Annotated in this window: 17 protein-coding genes and 2 rRNA genes; 4 read left to right on the top strand and 15 right to left on the bottom strand. The window is 71.0% G+C overall.

The genetic code is table 11. From position 1 onward, the window contains the following. Positions 1-65 precede the first annotated feature (65 nt). The 5 genes from hemB to ABZU99_RS13565 are packed head-to-tail and all read right to left on the bottom strand — an operon-like array spanning position 66 to position 6,124. A complete protein-coding gene (gene hemB, locus ABZU99_RS13585; protein ID WP_355939920.1) occupies positions 66-1,070 on the bottom strand; it encodes a porphobilinogen synthase in 1,005 nt (334 codons plus the stop codon). Next, positions 1,067-2,731: a bifunctional uroporphyrinogen-III C-methyltransferase/uroporphyrinogen-III synthase gene (locus ABZU99_RS13580; protein ID WP_355939917.1), complete on the bottom strand. Its 1,665-nt coding sequence runs from the start codon at positions 2,729-2,731 to the stop codon at positions 1,067-1,069. Before ABZU99_RS13580 ends, hemB begins: the two co-directional genes overlap by 4 nt. Further along, positions 2,728-3,717, bottom strand: a complete 990-nt coding sequence (gene hemC / locus ABZU99_RS13575; protein ID WP_355939914.1) for a hydroxymethylbilane synthase — start codon at positions 3,715-3,717, stop codon at positions 2,728-2,730. The genes ABZU99_RS13580 and hemC overlap by 4 nt, the downstream gene beginning before the upstream one ends. Next, positions 3,714-5,327 carry a glutamyl-tRNA reductase gene (gene hemA, locus ABZU99_RS13570; RefSeq protein WP_355939911.1) on the bottom strand — a complete coding sequence of 538 codons (1,614 nt, stop codon included), beginning with the start codon at positions 5,325-5,327 and terminating at the stop codon, positions 3,714-3,716. The genes hemC and hemA overlap by 4 nt, the downstream gene beginning before the upstream one ends. Beyond that, positions 5,324-6,124, bottom strand: a complete 801-nt coding sequence (locus ABZU99_RS13565; protein WP_355939908.1) for a redox-sensing transcriptional repressor Rex — start codon at positions 6,122-6,124, stop codon at positions 5,324-5,326. The genes hemA and ABZU99_RS13565 overlap by 4 nt, the downstream gene beginning before the upstream one ends. A 360-nt stretch (positions 6,125-6,484) precedes the next feature. Between ABZU99_RS13565 and ABZU99_RS13560 the strand changes: the two genes are divergently transcribed. From ABZU99_RS13560 to ABZU99_RS13545, 4 genes are all read left to right on the top strand, one after another. Continuing rightward, on the top strand, positions 6,485-6,763 hold the full coding sequence (locus tag ABZU99_RS13560; RefSeq protein ID WP_355939905.1) for a glutaredoxin family protein: 279 nt from the start codon (positions 6,485-6,487) through the stop codon (positions 6,761-6,763). Positions 6,764-6,883: 120 nt separating this feature from the next. Then, on the top strand, positions 6,884-7,807 hold the full coding sequence (locus ABZU99_RS13555) for an HAD-IB family hydrolase (protein ID WP_355939902.1): 924 nt from the start codon (positions 6,884-6,886) through the stop codon (positions 7,805-7,807). A gap of 563 nt (positions 7,808-8,370) precedes the next feature. Next, positions 8,371-9,177 (top strand): ECF subfamily RNA polymerase sigma factor, BldN family, encoded by an 807-nt coding sequence (locus ABZU99_RS13550; protein ID WP_355939900.1) that lies wholly within the window; start codon positions 8,371-8,373, stop codon positions 9,175-9,177. A gap of 203 nt (positions 9,178-9,380) precedes the next feature. Continuing rightward, positions 9,381-10,616 carry a DUF5667 domain-containing protein gene (locus ABZU99_RS13545; protein ID WP_355939897.1) on the top strand — a complete coding sequence of 412 codons (1,236 nt, stop codon included), beginning with the start codon at positions 9,381-9,383 and terminating at the stop codon, positions 10,614-10,616. 198 nt (positions 10,617-10,814) lie between these two features. On the opposite strand, the gene ABZU99_RS13540 is transcribed toward ABZU99_RS13545, so the two are convergent. The 10 genes from ABZU99_RS13540 to ABZU99_RS13495 all read right to left on the bottom strand — a co-directional run. Beyond that, positions 10,815-11,858: a lysophospholipid acyltransferase family protein gene (locus ABZU99_RS13540; RefSeq protein WP_355939895.1), complete on the bottom strand. Its 1,044-nt coding sequence runs from the start codon at positions 11,856-11,858 to the stop codon at positions 10,815-10,817. 14 nt (positions 11,859-11,872) lie between these two features. Continuing rightward, complete coding sequence (locus ABZU99_RS13535; protein WP_355939892.1) at positions 11,873-12,916, bottom strand: NAD-dependent epimerase/dehydratase family protein; 1,044 nt, start codon at positions 12,914-12,916, stop codon at positions 11,873-11,875. A 210-nt stretch (positions 12,917-13,126) separates the two neighbouring features. Continuing rightward, entirely contained in the window at positions 13,127-13,225 is a 99-nt protein-coding gene (locus ABZU99_RS13530; RefSeq protein WP_003948845.1) for an AURKAIP1/COX24 domain-containing protein, read from the bottom strand. A gap of 132 nt (positions 13,226-13,357) precedes the next feature. Further along, positions 13,358-13,567, bottom strand: coding sequence for a helix-turn-helix domain-containing protein (locus ABZU99_RS13525; RefSeq protein WP_135341538.1), 210 nt, complete (start codon positions 13,565-13,567; stop codon positions 13,358-13,360). Between the two features lie 128 nt (positions 13,568-13,695). After that, the gene (locus tag ABZU99_RS13520) at positions 13,696-14,511 is read right to left on the bottom strand and encodes a phosphatase (RefSeq protein ID WP_355939887.1); all 816 of its coding nucleotides are present in this window, start codon (positions 14,509-14,511) and stop codon (positions 13,696-13,698) included. A gap of 155 nt (positions 14,512-14,666) precedes the next feature. After that, positions 14,667-15,839, bottom strand: coding sequence for an acetoin utilization protein AcuC (locus ABZU99_RS13515; protein ID WP_356048925.1), 1,173 nt, complete (start codon positions 15,837-15,839; stop codon positions 14,667-14,669). Further along, positions 15,808-17,031 carry an MFS transporter gene (locus tag ABZU99_RS13510; protein WP_355939881.1) on the bottom strand — a complete coding sequence of 408 codons (1,224 nt, stop codon included), beginning with the start codon at positions 17,029-17,031 and terminating at the stop codon, positions 15,808-15,810. The genes ABZU99_RS13515 and ABZU99_RS13510 overlap by 32 nt, the downstream gene beginning before the upstream one ends. Positions 17,032-17,055: 24 nt before the next feature. After that, positions 17,056-17,712, bottom strand: coding sequence for an HAD family hydrolase (locus ABZU99_RS13505; protein WP_356048923.1), 657 nt, complete (start codon positions 17,710-17,712; stop codon positions 17,056-17,058). 73 nt (positions 17,713-17,785) lie between these two features. Next, positions 17,786-17,902 (bottom strand): 5S ribosomal RNA (gene rrf / locus ABZU99_RS13500). A gap of 71 nt (positions 17,903-17,973) precedes the next feature. Further along, positions 17,974-18,175 (bottom strand): 23S ribosomal RNA (locus tag ABZU99_RS13495); the annotation flags it as partial.

Genomic DNA, 18,175 nt, shown 5'->3' with positions numbered 1-18,175 from the left:
CCGAAGGGGCCGGATCCACGCGACGCGCATCCGGCCCCTTCGGTGGGGAGAAACCAGTGGAGAAACTACTCGCCGCGGTTGAGCCGCCGGGCGACCTCCATGGCCCAGTAGGTGAGGATCATGCCCGCGCCCGCGCGCCGTACCGAGGTCAGGGTTTCCATGATCGCTCGGTCCCGGTCGATCCAGCCGTTGGCGGCGGCGGCCTCGACCATCGCGTACTCGCCCGAGATCTGGTAAGCGGCGACCGGCACGTCCACCGCGTCCGCGATCCGCCGAAGGATGTCGAGGTACGGCAGGGCCGGCTTGACCATGACCATGTCGGCGCCCTCGGCGAGGTCCAGCTCCAGCTCCCGCAGCGCTTCCCGCGCGTTGGGCGGATCCTGCTGGTACGTCTTGCGGTCGCCCTTCAGCGACGAGCCGACCGCCTCGCGGAACGGGCCGTAGAAGGCGGAGGCGTACTTGGCGGTGTAGGCGAGGATCGAGACGTCCTGGTGCCCGGCGTCGTCCAGCGCCTCGCGGATGACCCGGACCTGGCCGTCCATCATGCCGCTGGGGGCCACCGTATGGACACCCGCGTCCGCCTGCACCCGCGCCATCTCGGCGTAGCGCTCCAGCGTCGCGTCGTTGTCCACGCGGCCCTCGGCGTCCAGGACGCCGCAGTGGCCGTGGTCGATGTGCTCGTCCAGACACAGGTCCGACATGATCACAAGATCGTCGCCGACCTCGGCCCGGACATCCCGGATGGCGACCTGCAGGATGCCGTCCGGGTCGGTGCCCGGCGTGCCGATGGCGTCCTTCTTGGACTCCTCCGGGACGCCGAAGAGCATGATCGCGCCAAGGCCGGCCTCGACCGCCTCGACCGCGGTCTTCCGCAGGGTGTCGCGGGTGTGCTGGACGACGCCCGGCATCGCCTCGAGCGGCACCGGCTCCTGCAGACCCTCCCGCACGAAGACGGGGAGGATCAGCCCGGCCGGGTGCAGCCGGGTCTCGGCGACCATGCGCCGCATCGCGGGCGTCGTGCGCAGCCGGCGCGGCCGCGTGCCCGGAAAATCGCCGTACCTCGCGCTCACGAGCGTGCCCTCCTACGCGATCCCGGCCGCCGCTCGCTCGGGCGGGTGACCGGGTCCCCGGCCTCGATCGCGGCCTGGCGCCGCGCCGCCCCGAAGTCCGCGAGCGCCTCGGCGAGCTTGAGCACCGAGGGCTCGGGCGACAGCACGTCCACCCGCAGCCCGTGCTCCTCCGCGGTCTTCGCGGTGGCCGGGCCGATACAGGCGATGACAGTGACATTGTGCGGCTTGCCCGCGATGCCGACGAGGTTCCGCACGGTGGACGACGAGGTGAAGAGCACCGCGTCGAACCCGCCGCCCTTGATCGCCTCGCGGGTCTCGGCCGGCGGCGGCGAGGCGCGCACGGTGCGGTACGCGGTCACGTCGTCGACCTCCCAGCCGAGCTCGATCAGCCCGGCGACCAGGGTCTCGGTGGCGATGTCGGCGCGCGGCAGGAAGACGCGGTCGATCGGGTCGAAGACCGGGTCATAGGGCGGCCAGTCCTCCAGCAGCCCGGCCGCGGACTGCTCACCGCTGGGCACCAGATCCGGCTTCACACCGAAGTCGATCAGCGACTTCGCGGTCTGCTCACCGACCGCGGCCACCTTGATCCCGGCGAACGCCCGGGCGTCGAGCCCGTACTCCTCGAACTTCTCGCGCACCGCCTTCACCGCGTTGAGGGAGGTGAAGGCGATCCACTCATAGCGCCCGGTGACCAGGCCCTTGACCGCCCGCTCCATCTGCTGCGGGGTACGCGGCGGCTCGACCGCGATCGTCGGCACCTCGCTGGGCACCGCGCCGTACGAGCGCAGCTGGTCCGAGAGCGAGGCGGCCTGCTCCTTGGTCCGCGGGACCAGGACCTTCCAGCCGAACAGCGGCTTGGACTCGAACCAGGACAGCTGGTCGCGCCGCTCGGCCGCGCTGCCCTCGCCGACCACCGCTATGACGGGCTGCGAGCCCTGCGGCGACGGCAGCGCCTTCGCGGACTTCAGCACCTGCGCGATGGTCCCGAGCGTCGCCGTCCAGGTCCGCTGGCGGGTGGTGGTGCCGGCGATCGTGACGGTGAGCGGGGTGTCCGGCTTGCGGCCGGCCGACACCAGCTCGCCCGCGCAGGCGCCGACGGTCTCCAGGGTCGCGGAGACGACGGCGGTCGCGTCGGACGAGCCGACCTCGCTCCAGCAGCGCTCGTCGGCGGTCTGGGCGTCGACGAACCGGACGTCGCCGTTCTGCCCGTCGCGCAGCGGCACCCCCGCGTAGGCGGGCACGCCCACCGCCGCGGCGACACCGGGCACCACCTCGAAGACGATGCCCTCGGCGGCGCACGCCAGCATCTCCTCGGCGGCGTAACCGTCCAGGCCGGGGTCGCCCGCGACCGCGCGGACGACCCGCTTGCCGGCGCGCGCGGCCGCCATGACAAGATTGGCCCTGTCCCGGATTACCGGGACGTCGGCGGCCGCTGACGAGACGTCAGCGTCTGCCTGCTGTGCCGTGCCCTGAGCGTCCGCGGCCACGCCCGGCCTGACGTGCGTGCGCACCACGTCGAGCACGTCCGGGTCGGCGATCAGTACGTCCGCGGCGGCGAGTGCCTCCACGGCACGCAACGTCAGCAGGCCCGGATCTCCGGGGCCCGCACCGAGGAAGGTGACGTGCCCGCAGCCGGGGTGGTTCGGGGCGGTGGGGTTCAAAGTGCTCGCTCCCCCATAAGACCGGCCGCACCCTTGGCGAGCATCTCGGCCGCGAGTTCGCGACCGAGGTCCTCGGCCTGGGCAGGCGACGCGGGTACGGGACCGGTGGTGGACAGCTGCACCAGCGTCGAGCCGTCGGTGGTGCCGACGACGCCGCGCAGGCGCATTTCGGTGACAACCTGACCGTCGCCCAACAGGTCGGCCAGGGCACCCACGGGTGCGCTGCAGCCGGCCTCCAGGGCGGCGAGCAGGGAACGCTCGGCGGTCACGGCGGCCCGGGTGTACGGGTCGTCGAGCTCGGCGAGCCGGGCGGCGAGGTCCGCGTGTGACGCGGCGCACTCGACTGCCAGTGCCCCCTGGCCGGGGGCGGGCAAAATGTGGTCGGCGTCGAGGAGCTCGGTCGCCTCGCCGATCCGCCCGATGCGGATCAGACCGGCGGCGGCGAGCACCACGGCGTCCAGCTCCCCCGAGCGGACGTAGCCGATGCGGGTGTCGACATTGCCGCGTATCGGCACGGTCTCGATGTCCAGGCCCAACCCGCGCGCCCACGCGTTGAGCTGGGCCGCGCGGCGCGGCGATCCGGTGCCTATCCGGGCCCCGCGCGGGAGCTCGGCGAAGGTGAGCCCGTCGCGGGCGATGAGCGCGTCGCGCGGATCCTCCCGCCGCGGGATCGCGGCCAGCGTCAGACCCTGGGGCTCGGCGGTCGGCAGATCCTTCAGCGAGTGCACGGCGAAGTCGATCTCGCCGCCCAGCAGCGCCTCGCGCAGCGCGGAGACGAAGACCCCGGTGCCGCCGATCTGCGCGAGCTGCTCACGCGAGACGTCGCCGTACGTCGTGATCTCGACCAGCTCGACGGGGCGGCCGGTGACCTCGCGCACGGCGTCCGCCATGAGCCCGGACTGGGCCTTGGCGAGCGCGCTGCGGCGGGTACCCAGGCGCAGCGGGGTGGTCTTGGGGGTCTCATGGGTGGCTGGCGTGACGTTCATGCCCGGCCTCCCTTCGGGTCGTTCGGTTGGGCGGCGCCGGACGAGCCCTCGGCGTCGGCCCGGCTGACGGCGACGACCGCCTGCGGATCGAGGTCGAAGAGCTCACGCAGCGCGTCCGCGTAACCGGCGCCGCCCGGTGTGCTCGCCAGCTCCTTGACGCGCACGGTCGGCGCGTGGAGCAGCTTGTCGACGACCCGGCGCACGGTCTGGGTGATCTCGGAACGCTGCTTGTCGTCCAGATCGGGAAGGCGGCCGTCAAGACGGGCGATCTCGTTCGCGACGACGTCTGCCGCCATGGTACGCAGCGCGACCACCGTCGGCGTGATGTGCGCGGCCCGCTGGGCCGCCCCGAAGGCGGCCACCTCGGCGGAGACGATGGCACGGACCTTGTCGACGTCGGCGGCCATCGCCCCGGCGGCCGGGCCCGACTGGTCGGAGGGCGTGGCGGCGGCTTCGGCGAGCGACTCGATGTCGACCAGCCGCAGCCCCTCGATCCGGTGCGCCGCCGCGTCTATGTCGCGGGGCATCGCCAGGTCCAGCAGCGAGACCACGCTGCCCGCGTCGTCCCGCCCCGCCGCGGGGCAGGTCGCGCGCTGGGCGAGGGCGGTGCGCAGATCGTCGGCGGTCAGCACGAGGCCGGTCGCGCCGGTACAGGAGACGACGATGTCGGCGTGCGGCAGCTCGGCCGCGACCCGGTCCCGCGGCACGGCGCGGGCGACGAGCCCATCGCGCCGCGTCTCGCCCTCCCCGGCGTGGGCAGCGTCCTCGCGCCCGGTGCCGGCGGCACGGAGGCCGCGGGCCGCGGCGGCACCGGCGTCGGCGGCACCGGCCATGGCGGCACGGACGCCGTCACGCGTGGCGTCGCCACGGGCCTCGGCGGCGCGGGCGGTGGTGGCACTCGGCGTGGCGGCGTGCTGCTGGGCCAGGGACTCGGCCAGGTGCAGGGCCCGCTCCAACGTCCTGTTGGCGATCACCAGTTCCGCCACACCGGCCCGTGCGAGCGTCGTCGCGGCCAGAGAGGACATCGACCCGGCGCCGATCACCAGGGCACGCTTCCCGGCCGCCCACTCGGGCACGGTCGCACCCTGGGCCAGCTGCTCCAGGCCGAAGGTGACGAGCGACTGCCCGGCCTTGTCGATACCGGTCTCGCTGTGCGCCCGCTTGCCGACCCGCAGCGCCTGCTGGAAGAGATCGTTCAGCAGCCGGCCCGCGGTGTGCAGCTCCTGCCCCAGCGCGAGCGCGTCCTTGATCTGGCCGAGGATCTGGCCCTCGCCGACGACCATCGAGTCCAGCCCGCAGGCCACCGAGAAGAGGTGGTGGACGGCCCGGTCCTCGTAGTGGACGTAGAGATACGGGGTGAGCTCGTCCAGACCGACGCCGGTGTGCTGGGCGATCAGCGTGGACAGCTCGGCGACCCCGGCGTGGAACTTGTCCACATCGGCGTAGAGCTCGATGCGGTTGCAGGTGGCCAGCGCCGCGGCCTCGGTGGCGGGCTCGGCGGCGAGCGTGTCCTGCACCAGCTTCGCCTGCTCGTCCCCCACCAGGGCGGCGCGCTCCAGTACGCTCACGGGCGCGCTGCGGTGACTCAGGCCGACGACGAGGAGACTCATGCCGGCATCACGGCGGGCACATCCCCGTCAGGTCCTTGCCGGCCGCTCTCGGCGCCGGGGCCGCCGGCGGCCGGGCGGTGGGGCGCCACCGGAGCCGGGCCGACGCCGGGGCCCTCGCCGGGGGAGGCCACCTCTTCGCCCGCCTTGCGCTGCTCATGGAAGGCAAGGATCTGCAGCTCGATGGAGAGGTCGACCTTGCGCACGTCCACCCCGTCCGGAACGGACAGCACGGTGGGCGCGAAGTTGAGGATCGAGGTGACACCGGCGGCGACGAGCCGGTCGCAGACCTGCTGGGCCGCGCCCGCCGGGGTGGCGATGACGCCGATGGAGACCCCGTTGTCGGTGATGATCTTCTCGAGCTCATCGGTGTGCTGCACCGGGATGCCCGCGACGGGGCGCCCGGCCATGGCCGGATCGGCGTCGATCAGCGCGGCGACCCGGAAACCACGGGAGGCGAAGCCGCCGTAGTTGGCGAGCGCGGCGCCGAGGTTACCGATACCGACGATCACGACCGGCCAGTCCTGGGTGAGGCCGAGCTCCCGCGAGATCTGGTAGACGAGGTACTCCACGTCGTAGCCGACGCCACGGGTGCCGTACGAACCGAGGTACGAGAAGTCCTTGCGCAGCTTGGCCGAATTGACCCCGGCGGCGGTCGCCAGCTCCTCGGAGGACACCGTGGGCACCGAGCGCTCGGAGAGCGCGGTCAGGGCGCGCAGATACAGCGGTAGCCGGGCGACGGTGGCCTCGGGGATTCCTCGGCTTCGGGTCGCCGGTCGGTGAGTTCGGCCAGTTGCCACGGTGCTCCTGCGGGTAGAGCGGGGCTGCGGGCGGACGAATGTTGAAGGACCGCCCCATCGACAGCAGGCTATGTCTTTGTGAACGCGTGCACAAAGACGGTGTCCGCTTTGTCCGAGCAAAGTGACCGGTGTCACGCGCCCTATCGGGCCGGCCTCGGAACCGCAACCTGCGCCACACCGTTCCCTCCGGGCGCACCGGTGCGACTGGGGTGCCAACGGGAGCACAGGCCCCACTCCTCACCTTTTTACCCCCGGACACCAACAAATCGCCCACGATCGTAATCCACCGCGGCCCCACTTCCGAACTCGTCGGCTCCGGCGCCCCGGCCGGCCGGGGCGGCACCGGGGCACAATGGCGGCATGAGTCCGCTGCTGCGCCGCACCCACCGCAAGAACCCCGCCGAGCGCACGGTGACGCTGATCGGCAAGCCCGACTGCCACCTCTGCGAGGACGCCGAGGCCGTGATCAAGGAGGTCTGCGAGGAGCTGGGCACCCCCTGGGAGAAGAAGGACATCACCCAGGACGAGGAGCTCCACCGCAAGTACTGGGAGCAGATCCCGGTGGTCCTCGTCGACGGCGCGCAGCACGACTTCTGGCGGGTGGACCCGCGGCGGCTGCGCACCGCGCTGGGCGGCTGACCACCGCCGCCGGTCGGCCCACCAGCACCGAAGGCCTGAACAGCCCCCTTTCGCCTAACCTGAATCGTCCGGACACCCGGGCGTAACGGGATGCGCCCGAGCGCTGGCTATGCTCACTTCATGGCCGCACTGGGATGGTTCACCCGCCGTCGACGACCCGCCACGGAGCGGAGTGTGCTCGCCGGAGAGGCATCGGCCGAGGCGGCGCGCAAGTCGTCGGCCGAGACCGCCCCACCGCCGCCCGCCGCCGAGCCGGAGTTCCCGGTGGTCGGGGACGAGCTGGCCGCCGCCTTCTTCGACCTGGACAACACGGTCATGCAGGGCGCCGCGCTCTTCCACTTCGGCCGGGGCCTCTACAAGCGGCACTTCTTCCGCAAGCGCGAGCTCGCCCGCTTCGCCTGGCAGCAGACCTGGTTCCGGATGGCCGGCGTCGAGGACCCAGCGCACATGGAGGACGTGCGCAGCAGCGCGCTGTCCATCGTCAAGGGCCACCGGGTCGCCGAGCTGATGTCGATCGGCGAGGAGATCTACGACGAGTACATGGCCGACCGCATCTGGCCAGGCACCCGCGCCCTCGCCCAGGCCCACCTGGACGCCGGGCAGCGGGTGTGGCTGGTGACGGCGGCTCCCGTCGAGACCGCGACGATCATCGCCCGGCGGCTCGGGCTGACCGGGGCGCTGGGCACCGTGGCCGAGTCCGTCGGCGGCATCTATACGGGCAAACTGGTCGGCGAGCCGCTGCACGGCCCGGCCAAGGCGGAGGCCGTACGGGCGCTGGCGGTCGCGGAGGGGCTGGACCTGTCGCGCTGCGCGGCGTACAGCGATTCCTCCAACGACATCCCGATGCTGTCGATCGTCGGCCATCCGTACGCCGTGAACCCGGACTCACGGCTGCGCAAGCACGCGCGCGAGCGTGGCTGGCGGCTGCGCGACTACCGCACGGGCCGCAAGGCGGCCCGGATCGGCATTCCGGCGGCGGCCGGCGTGGGCGCGGTGGCGGGCGGCACGGCGGCCGCCGTGGCGCTGCACCGCCGGCGCCGCTGACGCTCCCCCGCCTCGCGCCGCGCTGACGCTCCCCCACCTCGCGCCCCGCTGACGCTCTCCCACCTCGCGCCCCGCGTCCCGCCCGGGCCCCGGCGCCGCCTGCGTACGCCCCTCACATTCCGTTACGGGGTGTCACCGGTGCGGCTGACCATGTCCGCACGACCGTGACCGAGCGCGGTCGGGCCTGACCGATGATTGCGCTCCGTGATGGCGTACCCATGGATACAGAGCGTCACCAACGGGCGGCGACCGTACTGTTTCGGTCATTCCGCGCTTCCTACCCCACAACGCCCCCGCCAGTCCCCTTGCCGTCGGTTTGTCACAACACGCCACACAATCGCACAAACAGCGAGCGATTTCGATCAACTTCTGCACTGCATCCTGCACTTGATGTGTCATCAATCCATAACAGAGCAGACGGAAACGATGATTTGAGCAACTGGGTGTAGCGCTGCCTATACGAAGCGTTATTCTCCTTAGACGCAAACCGGTACCCACGCGTCCCTACGGCGGGTGAACGGTCCCGTACTGCACGTGATGGAAGCTCTGCCTCTGGGAGTCCCGTGTACCCACACGTCGGGGTTGACGCCTCGGGCCTGGCTACGCTGCGCGCAACGGTCCTCGACTGTCTGCGCGGCTTCGTCCCCACCGCGTATGCCGTCCCCGCCCTCGCCGCGCCCGTGCCCGTCAGCCCTGCCACCGGCGCCGTCAACCGGTCCGGCCAGGCCAATTCCTGCTATGCCCTGGCCGACGGCGGAGCGGCGGTCGGCAGACGCTCCCGCGGCTCCACCTCCACCACCCGCCGGCCCAGCGCCGACAGCGACAGCCGCCGCATGATGGATCTCGTCGAGCGCGCCCAGTCGGGCGAGGCCGAAGCCTTCGGCCGGCTCTACGACCAGTACGCCGACACGGTGTACCGCTATATCTACTACCGCGTGGGCGGCCGGGCCACGGCCGAGGACCTCACCAGTGAGACGTTCCTGCGCGCCCTGCGCCGCATCGGCACCTTCACCTGGCAGGGCCGTGACTTCGGCGCCTGGCTGGTGACGATCGCCCGCAACCTCGTCGCCGACCACTTCAAGTCCAGCCGCTTCCGGCTGGAGGTCACCACCGGCGAGATGCTCGACGCCAACGAGGTCGAGCGCAGCCCCGAGGACTCCGTCCTCGAATCGCTCTCCAACGCGGCCCTGCTGCAAGCGGTGCGAAAACTCAACCCGCAGCAGCAGGAGTGTGTGACGCTCCGCTTCCTCCAGGGCCTCTCGGTCGCCGAGACCGCCCGGGTCATGGGGAAGAACGAAGGCGCGATCAAAACGCTTCAGTACCGGGCCGTCCGCACCCTGGCACGGCTCCTGCCGGACGACGTCCGCTGACCGTCGGTGGTGCAGCCGCCACGGTCCGTCCGCTCCTCGGGAGGGCGTAACCCGGGTGCTGCGCCGCTCGTTGTGGGGGATGCAGGCGCCTTGTGGACGTGCCCTGCCCGTACCCACTCACTCGATCGGGTGGACGCGGGCATGGCACGGAACCTTCGGGTGTCCTGGGGAGTCGACCGTCACGACGAGAGGAGGTGCCGCCTGTGATCGCGAACGTATCGGCACACCGGCGGGCGAACGCCTTCGCCAAGGCCCTGGAGGCCCTGGAGGCCCTGGAGAGCAAGCACCAGGCCCCCCGGGACGAGACGCCGCACCAACAACCCGGCTCCTCGGCGGACAGCGCCGAGCAGAGACGGCTGGTGGCCCTGGCGAGCGGGCTCGGCGAGCTGCCGGCACCGACGTTGGACCCTGAGGTCAGGATCACCCAGCGGGCACAGCTCATCGCCGCCATGGAAGCGGCCTTCGCCGAGGGCACGCCCCGCGTGCCCGAGCAGCGCCGCCGCCCGGGCGGCGCCCACCGGGCCAAGCCCCCCGTGGCGAGACTGCGCCCCCGTTCCCGCTGGTCCAAGGGGCTCGCGGCCGGGGGACTCACGGTCGGCGTCGCGGCGGGCGCCTTCGGCGGCGCCGCCGCGGCCAGTTCGGACGCCCTGCCGGGCGACACCCTCTACGGGTTCAAGCGCGGCATGGAGGATCTCAAGCTCGAGATGGCCGACGGCGACGCCGCCCGCGGCCGGATCTACCTGGACCAGGCGTCGACCCGGATGAGCGAGGCGCGCCGCCTCATGGAGCGGGTGCGCTCGGGCGCGCTGGACCATGACTCGCTGGGCGAGATCCGCCGGGCGCTGGCCGGTATGCGCCATGACGCCTCGGAGGGCCACCGGCTGCTGCACCAGGTGTACGAGCGGGACGGCTCGCTCGGCCCCATGCGGGAGCTGTCGTCCTTCGCCCAGGCGCATCGCGAGGGCTGGAGCCGGCTGCGCACCCGGCTGCCGGTCCAGCTCATGGACGTCGGGGACGAGGTGAGTTCCGTCTTCGCCGCCATAGACCAGGAAGTGGGCCCGCTGGAGCCACTGCTGCCGACGACGAAGGACCAGCGGGGCCAGACCGGCCAGCAGAGCGGCGAGGCCCCCGAGCGCCCCGGCGCCGTGGACCCGGACGGCCGCTCGGCGCCCTCCTCGGCCATCCCGAACGGAGGCCACACGGGCCGCGACATCTCGCCCCGGCCGCACCCGTCGTCCTCGGCGGGCGCCGAGGACCAGGGCGGCCTGGTGGGCGGAGCCGGCGGTCTGCTGGACCCGCCGACCGGCGCCGCGACCCCCAGCCCGCCCACGGGCAAGGGCGACACCGGCGGCAAGCCGTCCCAGCCGGACATCACCATCCCGCCGCTGCTGCCGGATCTGCTGCCGGGCCTGACCCTCGACGGGGACGACACGAGATGAGTGTGGTGGGTGGTGGTGTGCCGTAGCGCACACCACCACCCGTCAGAAGAACACCGAGCGCCGCCGCACCAGCAACTTGGCCCTCCTCCCGGCCGCCCTCGTATTGCTCGCGGCCCTGGCGGCCCTCACAAGCTTCGGCCGCCTGCGCCGGGCTCCGTCCGTCGGACCATGGGCCGCGCCCATGACGTCCGCCACACCTCAGAAAAACACCGAGCGCCGCTGAACCAGCAATTTGTAAAGCGTGTGCTGGATCGTTTCCCTTACTTGGTCCGTCAGGTTGAACATCAGCATCGGGTCATCCGCCGCCTCCGGCGGATGGCCGTCGGTCGGGATCGGCTCGCCGAACTGGATCGTCCACTTCGTCGGCAGCGGCACCGCGCCCAGCGGCCCGAGCAGCGGGAAGGTCGGAGTGATCGGGAAGTACGGAATGCCGAGCAGCCGGGCGAGCGTCTTCGCGTTCCCCACCATCGGGTAGATCTCCTCGGCGCCCACGATCGAGCACGGCACGATCGGCACCCCCGCGCGCAGCGCCGTCGAGACGAAGCCGCCCCGCCCGAAGCGCTGCAGCTTGTACCGCTCCGAGAACGGCTTTCCGATCCCCTTGAAGCCCTCCGGCATCACCCCGACGACCTCGCCGCGCTCCAGCAGCAGCTGGGCGTCCTCGGAGCAGGCGAGGGTGTGGCCCGCCTTGCGCGCCAGCTCGTTGATGACCGGCAGCATGAAGACCAGATCTGCGGCGAGCAGCCGCAGATGGCGGTGGGCCGGATGGTTGTCGTGCACGGCGACCTGAAGCATCAGCCCGTCCAGCGGCAGCACCCCGGAGTGGTTGGCGACGACGAGCGCACCGCCGCTGTCCGGGATGTTCTCGATGCCCTTCACCTCGACCCGGAAGTACTTCTCGTGGATCGGGCGCAGCAGCGACATCAGGACCTGGTCGGTCAGATCGCGGTCGTAGCCGAAGTCGTCGACCTCGTAGTCCCCGGTGATCCGGCGGCGCAGAAAGCTCAGCCCACGGGCGAGTTTGCGCTCCCAGTCGCCGCTGCCCGGGGCGCGCTTGGGCGGGTACGGCGGCAGGGGCGGGACGGCCGCGGCGGCCGTCTCGGCGGGCTGCCCCAGCTCCTCGTCGCGCTGCTGCGGCACGGGTTTGAGCGAACCCTGTGACCGGCCGGGACGCCCCGCGCGAACGCTCTTGCGCCGCGACCGCGGTTCCTCACCGAACGGAATGACCTTGGCATCCGCCATGGTGGTTGCGCTCCTCAGTTCTGGGCGCCGGCGGGCAGCAGCGCAGCGAGCCGGTCCACGGTACGGGCGAGGGTCTCGGGCGGGAGCAGCCCGGGACCGCGGCTGTGCGCGTAGTCCGCGAAGGCGCCGGCGGTGGTGTGCTCGGGTTCAAAACCCAGGGTCTCGCGCATCTGGTTGGTGGCCACGACCCGGCCATGGGTGAGCAGCCGGATCTGCTCGGGCGAGAAGTCGGTGATGCCGAGGGACCGAAGGGCGGTGCGGGCCCACCTGAGGGTGGGCAGCAGCAGCGGCAGCGTCGGCCGGCCGAGCCGCCGGGCGGCCTGGGAGAGCAGCAGCACACCGTCTCCGGCGATGTTGAACGTGCCGCTGTTGAGCGTGGCTCGACGGGGCTCCGAGGCGGCGATCCGCAGCACCTCGATGGCGTCCTTCTCATGGACGAACTGGAGCCGCGGGTCATACCCGATGACGGTGGGCAGCACGGGCAGCGCGAAGTACTCGGCGAGCGGCGAGTCCGCGCACGGCCCCAGGATGTTGGCGAAGCGCAGCACACATACCGCGACATCGGGGCGGCGCCGGGCGAAGCCCCGTACGTATCCCTCGACCTCGACGGTGTCTTTCGCGAAGCCGCCACTCGGCAGCGACTTGGGCGTGGTGGTCTCGGTGAAGACGGCGGGGTCGCGGGGCGCGGAGCCGTACACATTGGTGCTGGACTTGACCACGAGCCGCTGGACCGAGGGCGCCTTCTGGCAGGCACCGAGCAGCTGCAGGGTGCCGATGACGTTGTTCTCCTTGATCGAGGCGCGATTGCCGCGCGCCCCGAGCGGGGTGCCGTTGATGTCCATGTGGACGACGGTGTCGACGCCGAATTCGGCGAGCAGCTTCCCGATCGTGGGATGGCGGATGTCGGCCCGGACGAAGTCGGCGCCGCCGAGATGGTGTTCGGGTGTGACCGCGTCCACACCGATCACCCGGTCGACATCGGGCTCGCGCTGTATCCGCCGGACGAACCGGCCTCCCAGCCGACGAGCGACTCCGGTGACGAGCACGACCTTCCCCAAGATCAGCGCCTTCCTTCCCACCCTCGTCCGAGCTGGGCTGTGGCGAACACCGTAACCGCTCAAAGTTGCGCTGTGATGACCACTCGCCGCACGGAGCGACGTTTTAAGCCGAGGCCAGGGGCGGGCCGGGAGCGGGGCCCGGGCCGCGCACGCACCGCAGCCCTTCCACCGTGGGTGGAAGGGCTGCGGGACGAACACAGCGTCGCTTGTTTACTTCTTGTTGCGACGCTGGACGCGCGTGCGCTTGAGCAGCTTGCGGTGCTTCTTCTTCGCCATCCGCTTGCGCCGCTTTTTGATAACAGAGCCCACGACTACCCTCGCTCACTTCGAATCACTCGGTGCGGGGCGTCCGAGCCCACACGACCTACATCGGGCCAGCCTACCCGGCACCGAGCGAACCACGTAATCCGAGGGTCCTCCCCAGGCCCGGACGGACCGGACCTAAGCGGACTCCACCCCCACATAGGACTCGCGGAGGTACTCATGAACCGCTTGCTCCGGCACCCGGAAGGACCTGCCCACCCGGATCGCCGGCAGATGACCGCTGTGCACCAAGCGGTACACGGTCATCTTGGACACTCGCATCACCGCGGCGACTTCCGCCACGGTCAAAAACTGAACCTCGTTCAGAGGCCTTTCGCCAGCAGCCATGACACACCTGAACCTTCCGCACATGTCGGGCACCGGCTTCCCCTCCGGTGACTCCTGCTCGCATGCGCGCTCCTCCCCAGATTAGGGGCGGGTGATGCAAGTGGGGAAGAGGAGTAGCGACCGGACGCCTACTGTGACAGACACGCTCGATTGAGTACATAGCGAGTAATCGGCCGGTAGTAAACAGACCGCACAGCGTCATCAAGCGGAACGGCGACGGACACCTGCCCCTCGGCCTCCCCGACGAACAGCGCGGGGTCGTCCGTGTCACCCAGCCCGATGGCCTCAAAGCCCAGCTGACCTGCCCCGCAGACCCATCCGTGGTCCCCGATGACCAACCCCGGCAGGGGGCCGCCGGAATCGGCGGCACAGCCGAGCGCGACCCGAACCGGGAGCGGGGAATGACTGTGGACGCCCGGCTCACTCGCGCCGGCACGAGCGCCGGGTTCCCGCACCATCGCAACTCCTCGTACGTAGGCGAGCTGGTGGGTACGTACGCCGAATCGGGTCGTTATGTCGATACATCTACCCTGCGCGGGGGTGAGGACACGGCAGCCGGCCGCCGAGAGCGCCGACGCCAACGAGGCGTAGAAGCCAAGGAGACGGTGGGGATGGCCGGTCCCGATGAGCACCGGGAGCCGCGCCCGGGCGGCGACCTGGAGCCGATCCGCGAATCCATGCAGCGCGGTGATCGTCCGCTCCGGATCGATCACATCCTGACCACAGATGTGCGCCGGGTTGGCCGAAACCCCGCATTTGTCACCCATCAGGCGAAGTAATTCAAGGAAAGACCAGTCGCATTCGGGCTCCAGCCCGAGCAGCACCCGGGGGTCCCGGGCGGCGAAGAGCCGGTAGCGGCGCAGGCTCTCCTCCCGGCTCGTCGTCACGGGCCCGGCGAGCCTCGCCGCCAGCAGATGCGCGCGCAGCGCGGCGGTACTCAACACACCGTCGATGCTCGCGGATCACCACCGCCGCCCGCCGTGGAACGGCACCGGACCCCACGGTTGGCCTAACGGCCCCCGCCCCCGAGCCGCTCCGGACGCCGCCCGGACCCGGCCATGGACAGCGCCGCGGCCGCTACGGAAGCAGCCCATGGAGGCTACGGAAGCAGCCCGTGGTAGGGGAACACCGCCCGGCGCGTCGCCAGGATCGCCTGGTCCAGCCGGTCCGCCGGGTCGTACCCGGATTCGGCGAAGTCCTGCCAGCGCGGTTCCCGCCCGTCCGTCATCCGTCGCGGCGCGTCCTGGCGGGTCCGCCGGTACACCTCCTGCCGCCACTCCTCCGGCACCGGCGTCCGCGCCGCCACCGGCCGCCCCGCCGCGATCGCGACCAGATGTGTCCAGGATCGCGGCACCACGTCCACCACCGCGTAGCCGCCGCCCCCGAGCGCGACCCAGCGCCCGTCCGCGTGGTCGTGCGCCAGCCGATGGCAGCTCTCGGCGACCGCCCGCTGCGCGTCCACGGTCACCCCCAAGTGGGCCAGCGGATCCTCGATATGGGTGTCCGCACCATGCTGGGTCACCAGCACCTGGGGATCGAAGGCGGCCAACAGCTCCGGCACCACCGCGTGGAAGGCCCGCAGCCAGCCGGCGTCCCCGGTCCCGGCCGGCAGAGCCAGATTGACGGCCGATCCCTCGGCGCCCTCCCCACCCGTCTCCTCGGGCCAGCCGGTCTGCGGGAACAGCGTGCGGGGGTGCTCGTGCAGGGAGATGGTCAGTACCCGCGGATCGTCCCAGAAGGCGGCCTGTACGCCGTCCCCGTGATGAACGTCCACATCCACATAGGCGACCCGCTCGGCCCCCAGCTCCAGCAGCCGGGCGACCGCCAGCGCCGCGTCGTTGTAGATACAGAACCCGGACGCGCCGCCGGGCATGGCGTGGTGCAGCCCGCCCGCGAAGTTCACCGCGTGCAGCGCCTCCCCGCGCCAGACGCTCTCCGCCGCGCCGACCGACTGCCCGGCGATCAGGGCCGATGCCTCGTGCATCCCGGCGAAGGCCGGGTCGTCCATCGTCCCGAGACCGTACGAACCCTCTGCCGCCTCCGGGTCGGCCGAGGCCCGCCGTACCGCCTCGATGTAGTCCGGCCGGTGGACCAGGCGCAGGGTCGACTGCCCCGCCAGTTTGGCGGCCACGACCTCGACCGCCCGGTCCAGCCCGAACGCCTCCACCAACCGCATGGTCAGCGCGAGCCGCACCGGGTCCATCGGATGCCCGGCGCCGAAGTCGTATCCGGTTACTTCCTCATCCCACATCAACTGTGCGCGGCCGCTCATGACCGTCACCGTATCCGTCTGGTACAGGGCTGAACGACCTTGCATACAGGATCGTCACCAGCACGAGCGTCATCGGCACCAGCATCGCCTCGCGGTAGCCCCACGCCCCGCCCAGCGCGCCGACGAGCGGTGAGCCGACCAGAAAGCCGACGTAGTTGAAGGTGTTCAGGCGTGCGATGGCGGCGCCGGAGGCCCCGGGGAAGAGCCGCCCGGCCGCCGCGAAGGTCTGCGGCACCAGCACACACAGCCCCAGCCCCAGCAGGGTGAACCCGAGCATCCCCACCCAGGCGCCGGACGCCGCCGCGACAACGGCGAAGCCGCCGGCGGCAAGGAGGGCCCCGGCCCGGACCACGGTGACCGCGCCGAAGCGCCGCACCCCCAGGTCACCGAAGGAGCGGCCGAGGAGCGTGGTGACCATATAGACGTTGTAGGGGACGGTGGCCAGCTGCTCGGAGCTGTGCAGTACGTCCTCCAGATACTTGGCGCTCCAGTTGGAGACGGTGGAGTCACCGATATAGGCGCAGGACATGACGAGGCAGAGCGGCAGCAGCGGCTTCATGCTCACCGCACTACTGTCGTCGCGTTCTTGCCCCTTCTCGCTCGCCGGGCCGTCCTGGCCGGGCTGGTCCGCGTACCAGCGGCCGGCGATGAACGCGACGGGGACGAGGGTCGCGACCAGTGGAGCGTAGAGCGCGGGCAGCGGCAGATCCGCGTGCGCTCCCACCCAGGAGAGCGAGGCGCCGGTGATGCCGCCCAGGCTGTACGCGGCGTGGAAGCCGAGCATGACGCTCCGCCCGTACGCGCGCTGCAGGCTCACCCCGAGCATGTTCATCGACGCGTCGAGCACACCGACCGTCAGGCCGAAGACCCCGAGCGCGACGGCCAGCTGCCACACCGTCGAGCCCGACCCCGCCGCGAGCAGCGCGACGGAGACCACGGGCTGCACCAAGCGGAGGACACGCCCCGGCCGCACCCGCTTGACGAGATGCTCGGTGCCGACGCTGCCCAGGCCGGCGAGCACGGGGACAGCCGCGAGGAAGAGAGGTAACAGGCCGTCGGATATCCCGTACCGGTCCTGCAGCGCGGGTATACGCGTCACCAGCAGAGCGAAGATCGCGCCCTGGACGAAGAAGCTGATGGTCAGCGAGGCCCGGCCGTGCCGCAGCCGCGGGCCGGGACGCGTATCCGTCATGGCCGACGAGCGTACGGCCCCGCGCTACGCGGGGGTAGATGCGAGCAGGGGCGGCAGCTCGACCATGTCCGCGAACAGCGCCTGCGCCGCCGACAGTTCGGCGGCGGGCGTCATGGCCGTGTAGCCGTACACATCCATCCGGGCGGCGACGGCGGCCTGGACTCCGAGCGGGCTGTCCTCGACCACCGCACAGCGCCGGGGCTCCACCCCCATCCGGGCGGCCGCGTACAGGAAGAGATCCGGGGCGGGCTTACCGCGCCCCACATCCTCGGAGCTGAAGATGCGGTCCTCACCGAAATGGCCGTAGAGCCCGGTCTTGCGGAGGGCGACCCTGATCCGGTCATGGCTGCCGGAAGAGGCGACGCAGTACGGAACACCGTCCGCCCGCAGCTTCTCCAGGACCGCCGAGACGCCGACGACCGGCTCCAGCTCACGGCGGAAGGCGTCGAAGACCCGATTGTGGAAGGTCGCGTCGAAGTCCTCCGGAAGCCGCTGCCCCGAGCGCTTATGGACCAGGTCATGGATGCGGTGCATGGCGGATCCCATGTAGTCGCGTATGGAGTCCTCGTAGCTGGTGGGGTGGCCCAACTCGGTGAGATAGGCGGCGAGCAGCCGATTGGAGAGGGGCTCGCTGTCGACGAGCACTCCATCGTTGTCGAAGACGACCAGGTCGTAGCGCATGGCGCCAGCCTAACCGGCAAACAAAAAAGCCCGGTTGGGAGCTGAGCTCCCAACCGGGCTTTCTATAAGATTTGTTCGGCGGCGTCCTACTCTCCCACAGGGTCCCCCCTGCAGTACCATCGGCGCTGAAAGGCTTAGCTTCCGGGTTCGAAATGTAACCGGGCGTTTCCCTGACGCAATGACCACCGAAACACTATGAAGTTGAACCGGAGATGGACACGGTTCGTTACTTCAGAACCAACACAGTGGACGCGAGCAACTGAGGACAAGCCCTCGGCCTATTAGTACCAGTCAACTCCACCGGTCACCCGGCTTCCATATCTGGCCTATCAACCCAGTCGTCTACTGGGAGCCTTAACCCATCAAGTGGGTGGGAGTCCTCATCTCGAAGCAGGCTTCCCGCTTAGATGCTTTCAGCGGTTATCCCTCCCGAACGTAGCCAACCAGCCATGCCCTTGGCAGG

The sequence above is a fragment of the Streptomyces sp. NPDC005266 genome (assembly GCF_040607655.1).
Classification (GTDB): Bacteria; Actinomycetota; Actinomycetes; order Streptomycetales; family Streptomycetaceae; genus Streptomyces.
Note: the sequence above shows the minus strand (reverse complement) of the source record. Positions and strands in the feature narration are given on the sequence as shown.

Excerpts from the sequence above, each read along its gene's own strand:
- hemA (WP_355939911.1), bottom strand. The coding sequence starts at position 5,327 with ATGAGTCTCCTCGTCGTCGGCCTGAGTCACCGCAGCGCGCCCGTGAGC.
- ABZU99_RS13525 (WP_135341538.1), bottom strand. The coding sequence starts at position 13,567 with ATGGCTGCTGGCGAAAGGCCTCTGAACGAGGTTCAGTTTTTGACCGTG.
- ABZU99_RS13505 (WP_356048923.1), bottom strand. The coding sequence starts at position 17,712 with ATGCGCTACGACCTGGTCGTCTTCGACAACGATGGAGTGCTCGTCGAC.
- ABZU99_RS13540 (WP_355939895.1), bottom strand. The coding sequence starts at position 11,858 with ATGGCGGATGCCAAGGTCATTCCGTTCGGTGAGGAACCGCGGTCGCGG.
- ABZU99_RS13560 (WP_355939905.1), top strand. The coding sequence starts at position 6,485 with ATGAGTCCGCTGCTGCGCCGCACCCACCGCAAGAACCCCGCCGAGCGC.
- hemC (WP_355939914.1), bottom strand. The coding sequence starts at position 3,717 with ATGAACGTCACGCCAGCCACCCATGAGACCCCCAAGACCACCCCGCTG.
- ABZU99_RS13515 (WP_356048925.1), bottom strand. The coding sequence starts at position 15,839 with ATGAGCGGCCGCGCACAGTTGATGTGGGATGAGGAAGTAACCGGATAC.
- ABZU99_RS13555 (WP_355939902.1), top strand. The coding sequence starts at position 6,884 with ATGGCCGCACTGGGATGGTTCACCCGCCGTCGACGACCCGCCACGGAG.
- ABZU99_RS13510 (WP_355939881.1), bottom strand. The coding sequence starts at position 17,031 with ATGACGGATACGCGTCCCGGCCCGCGGCTGCGGCACGGCCGGGCCTCG.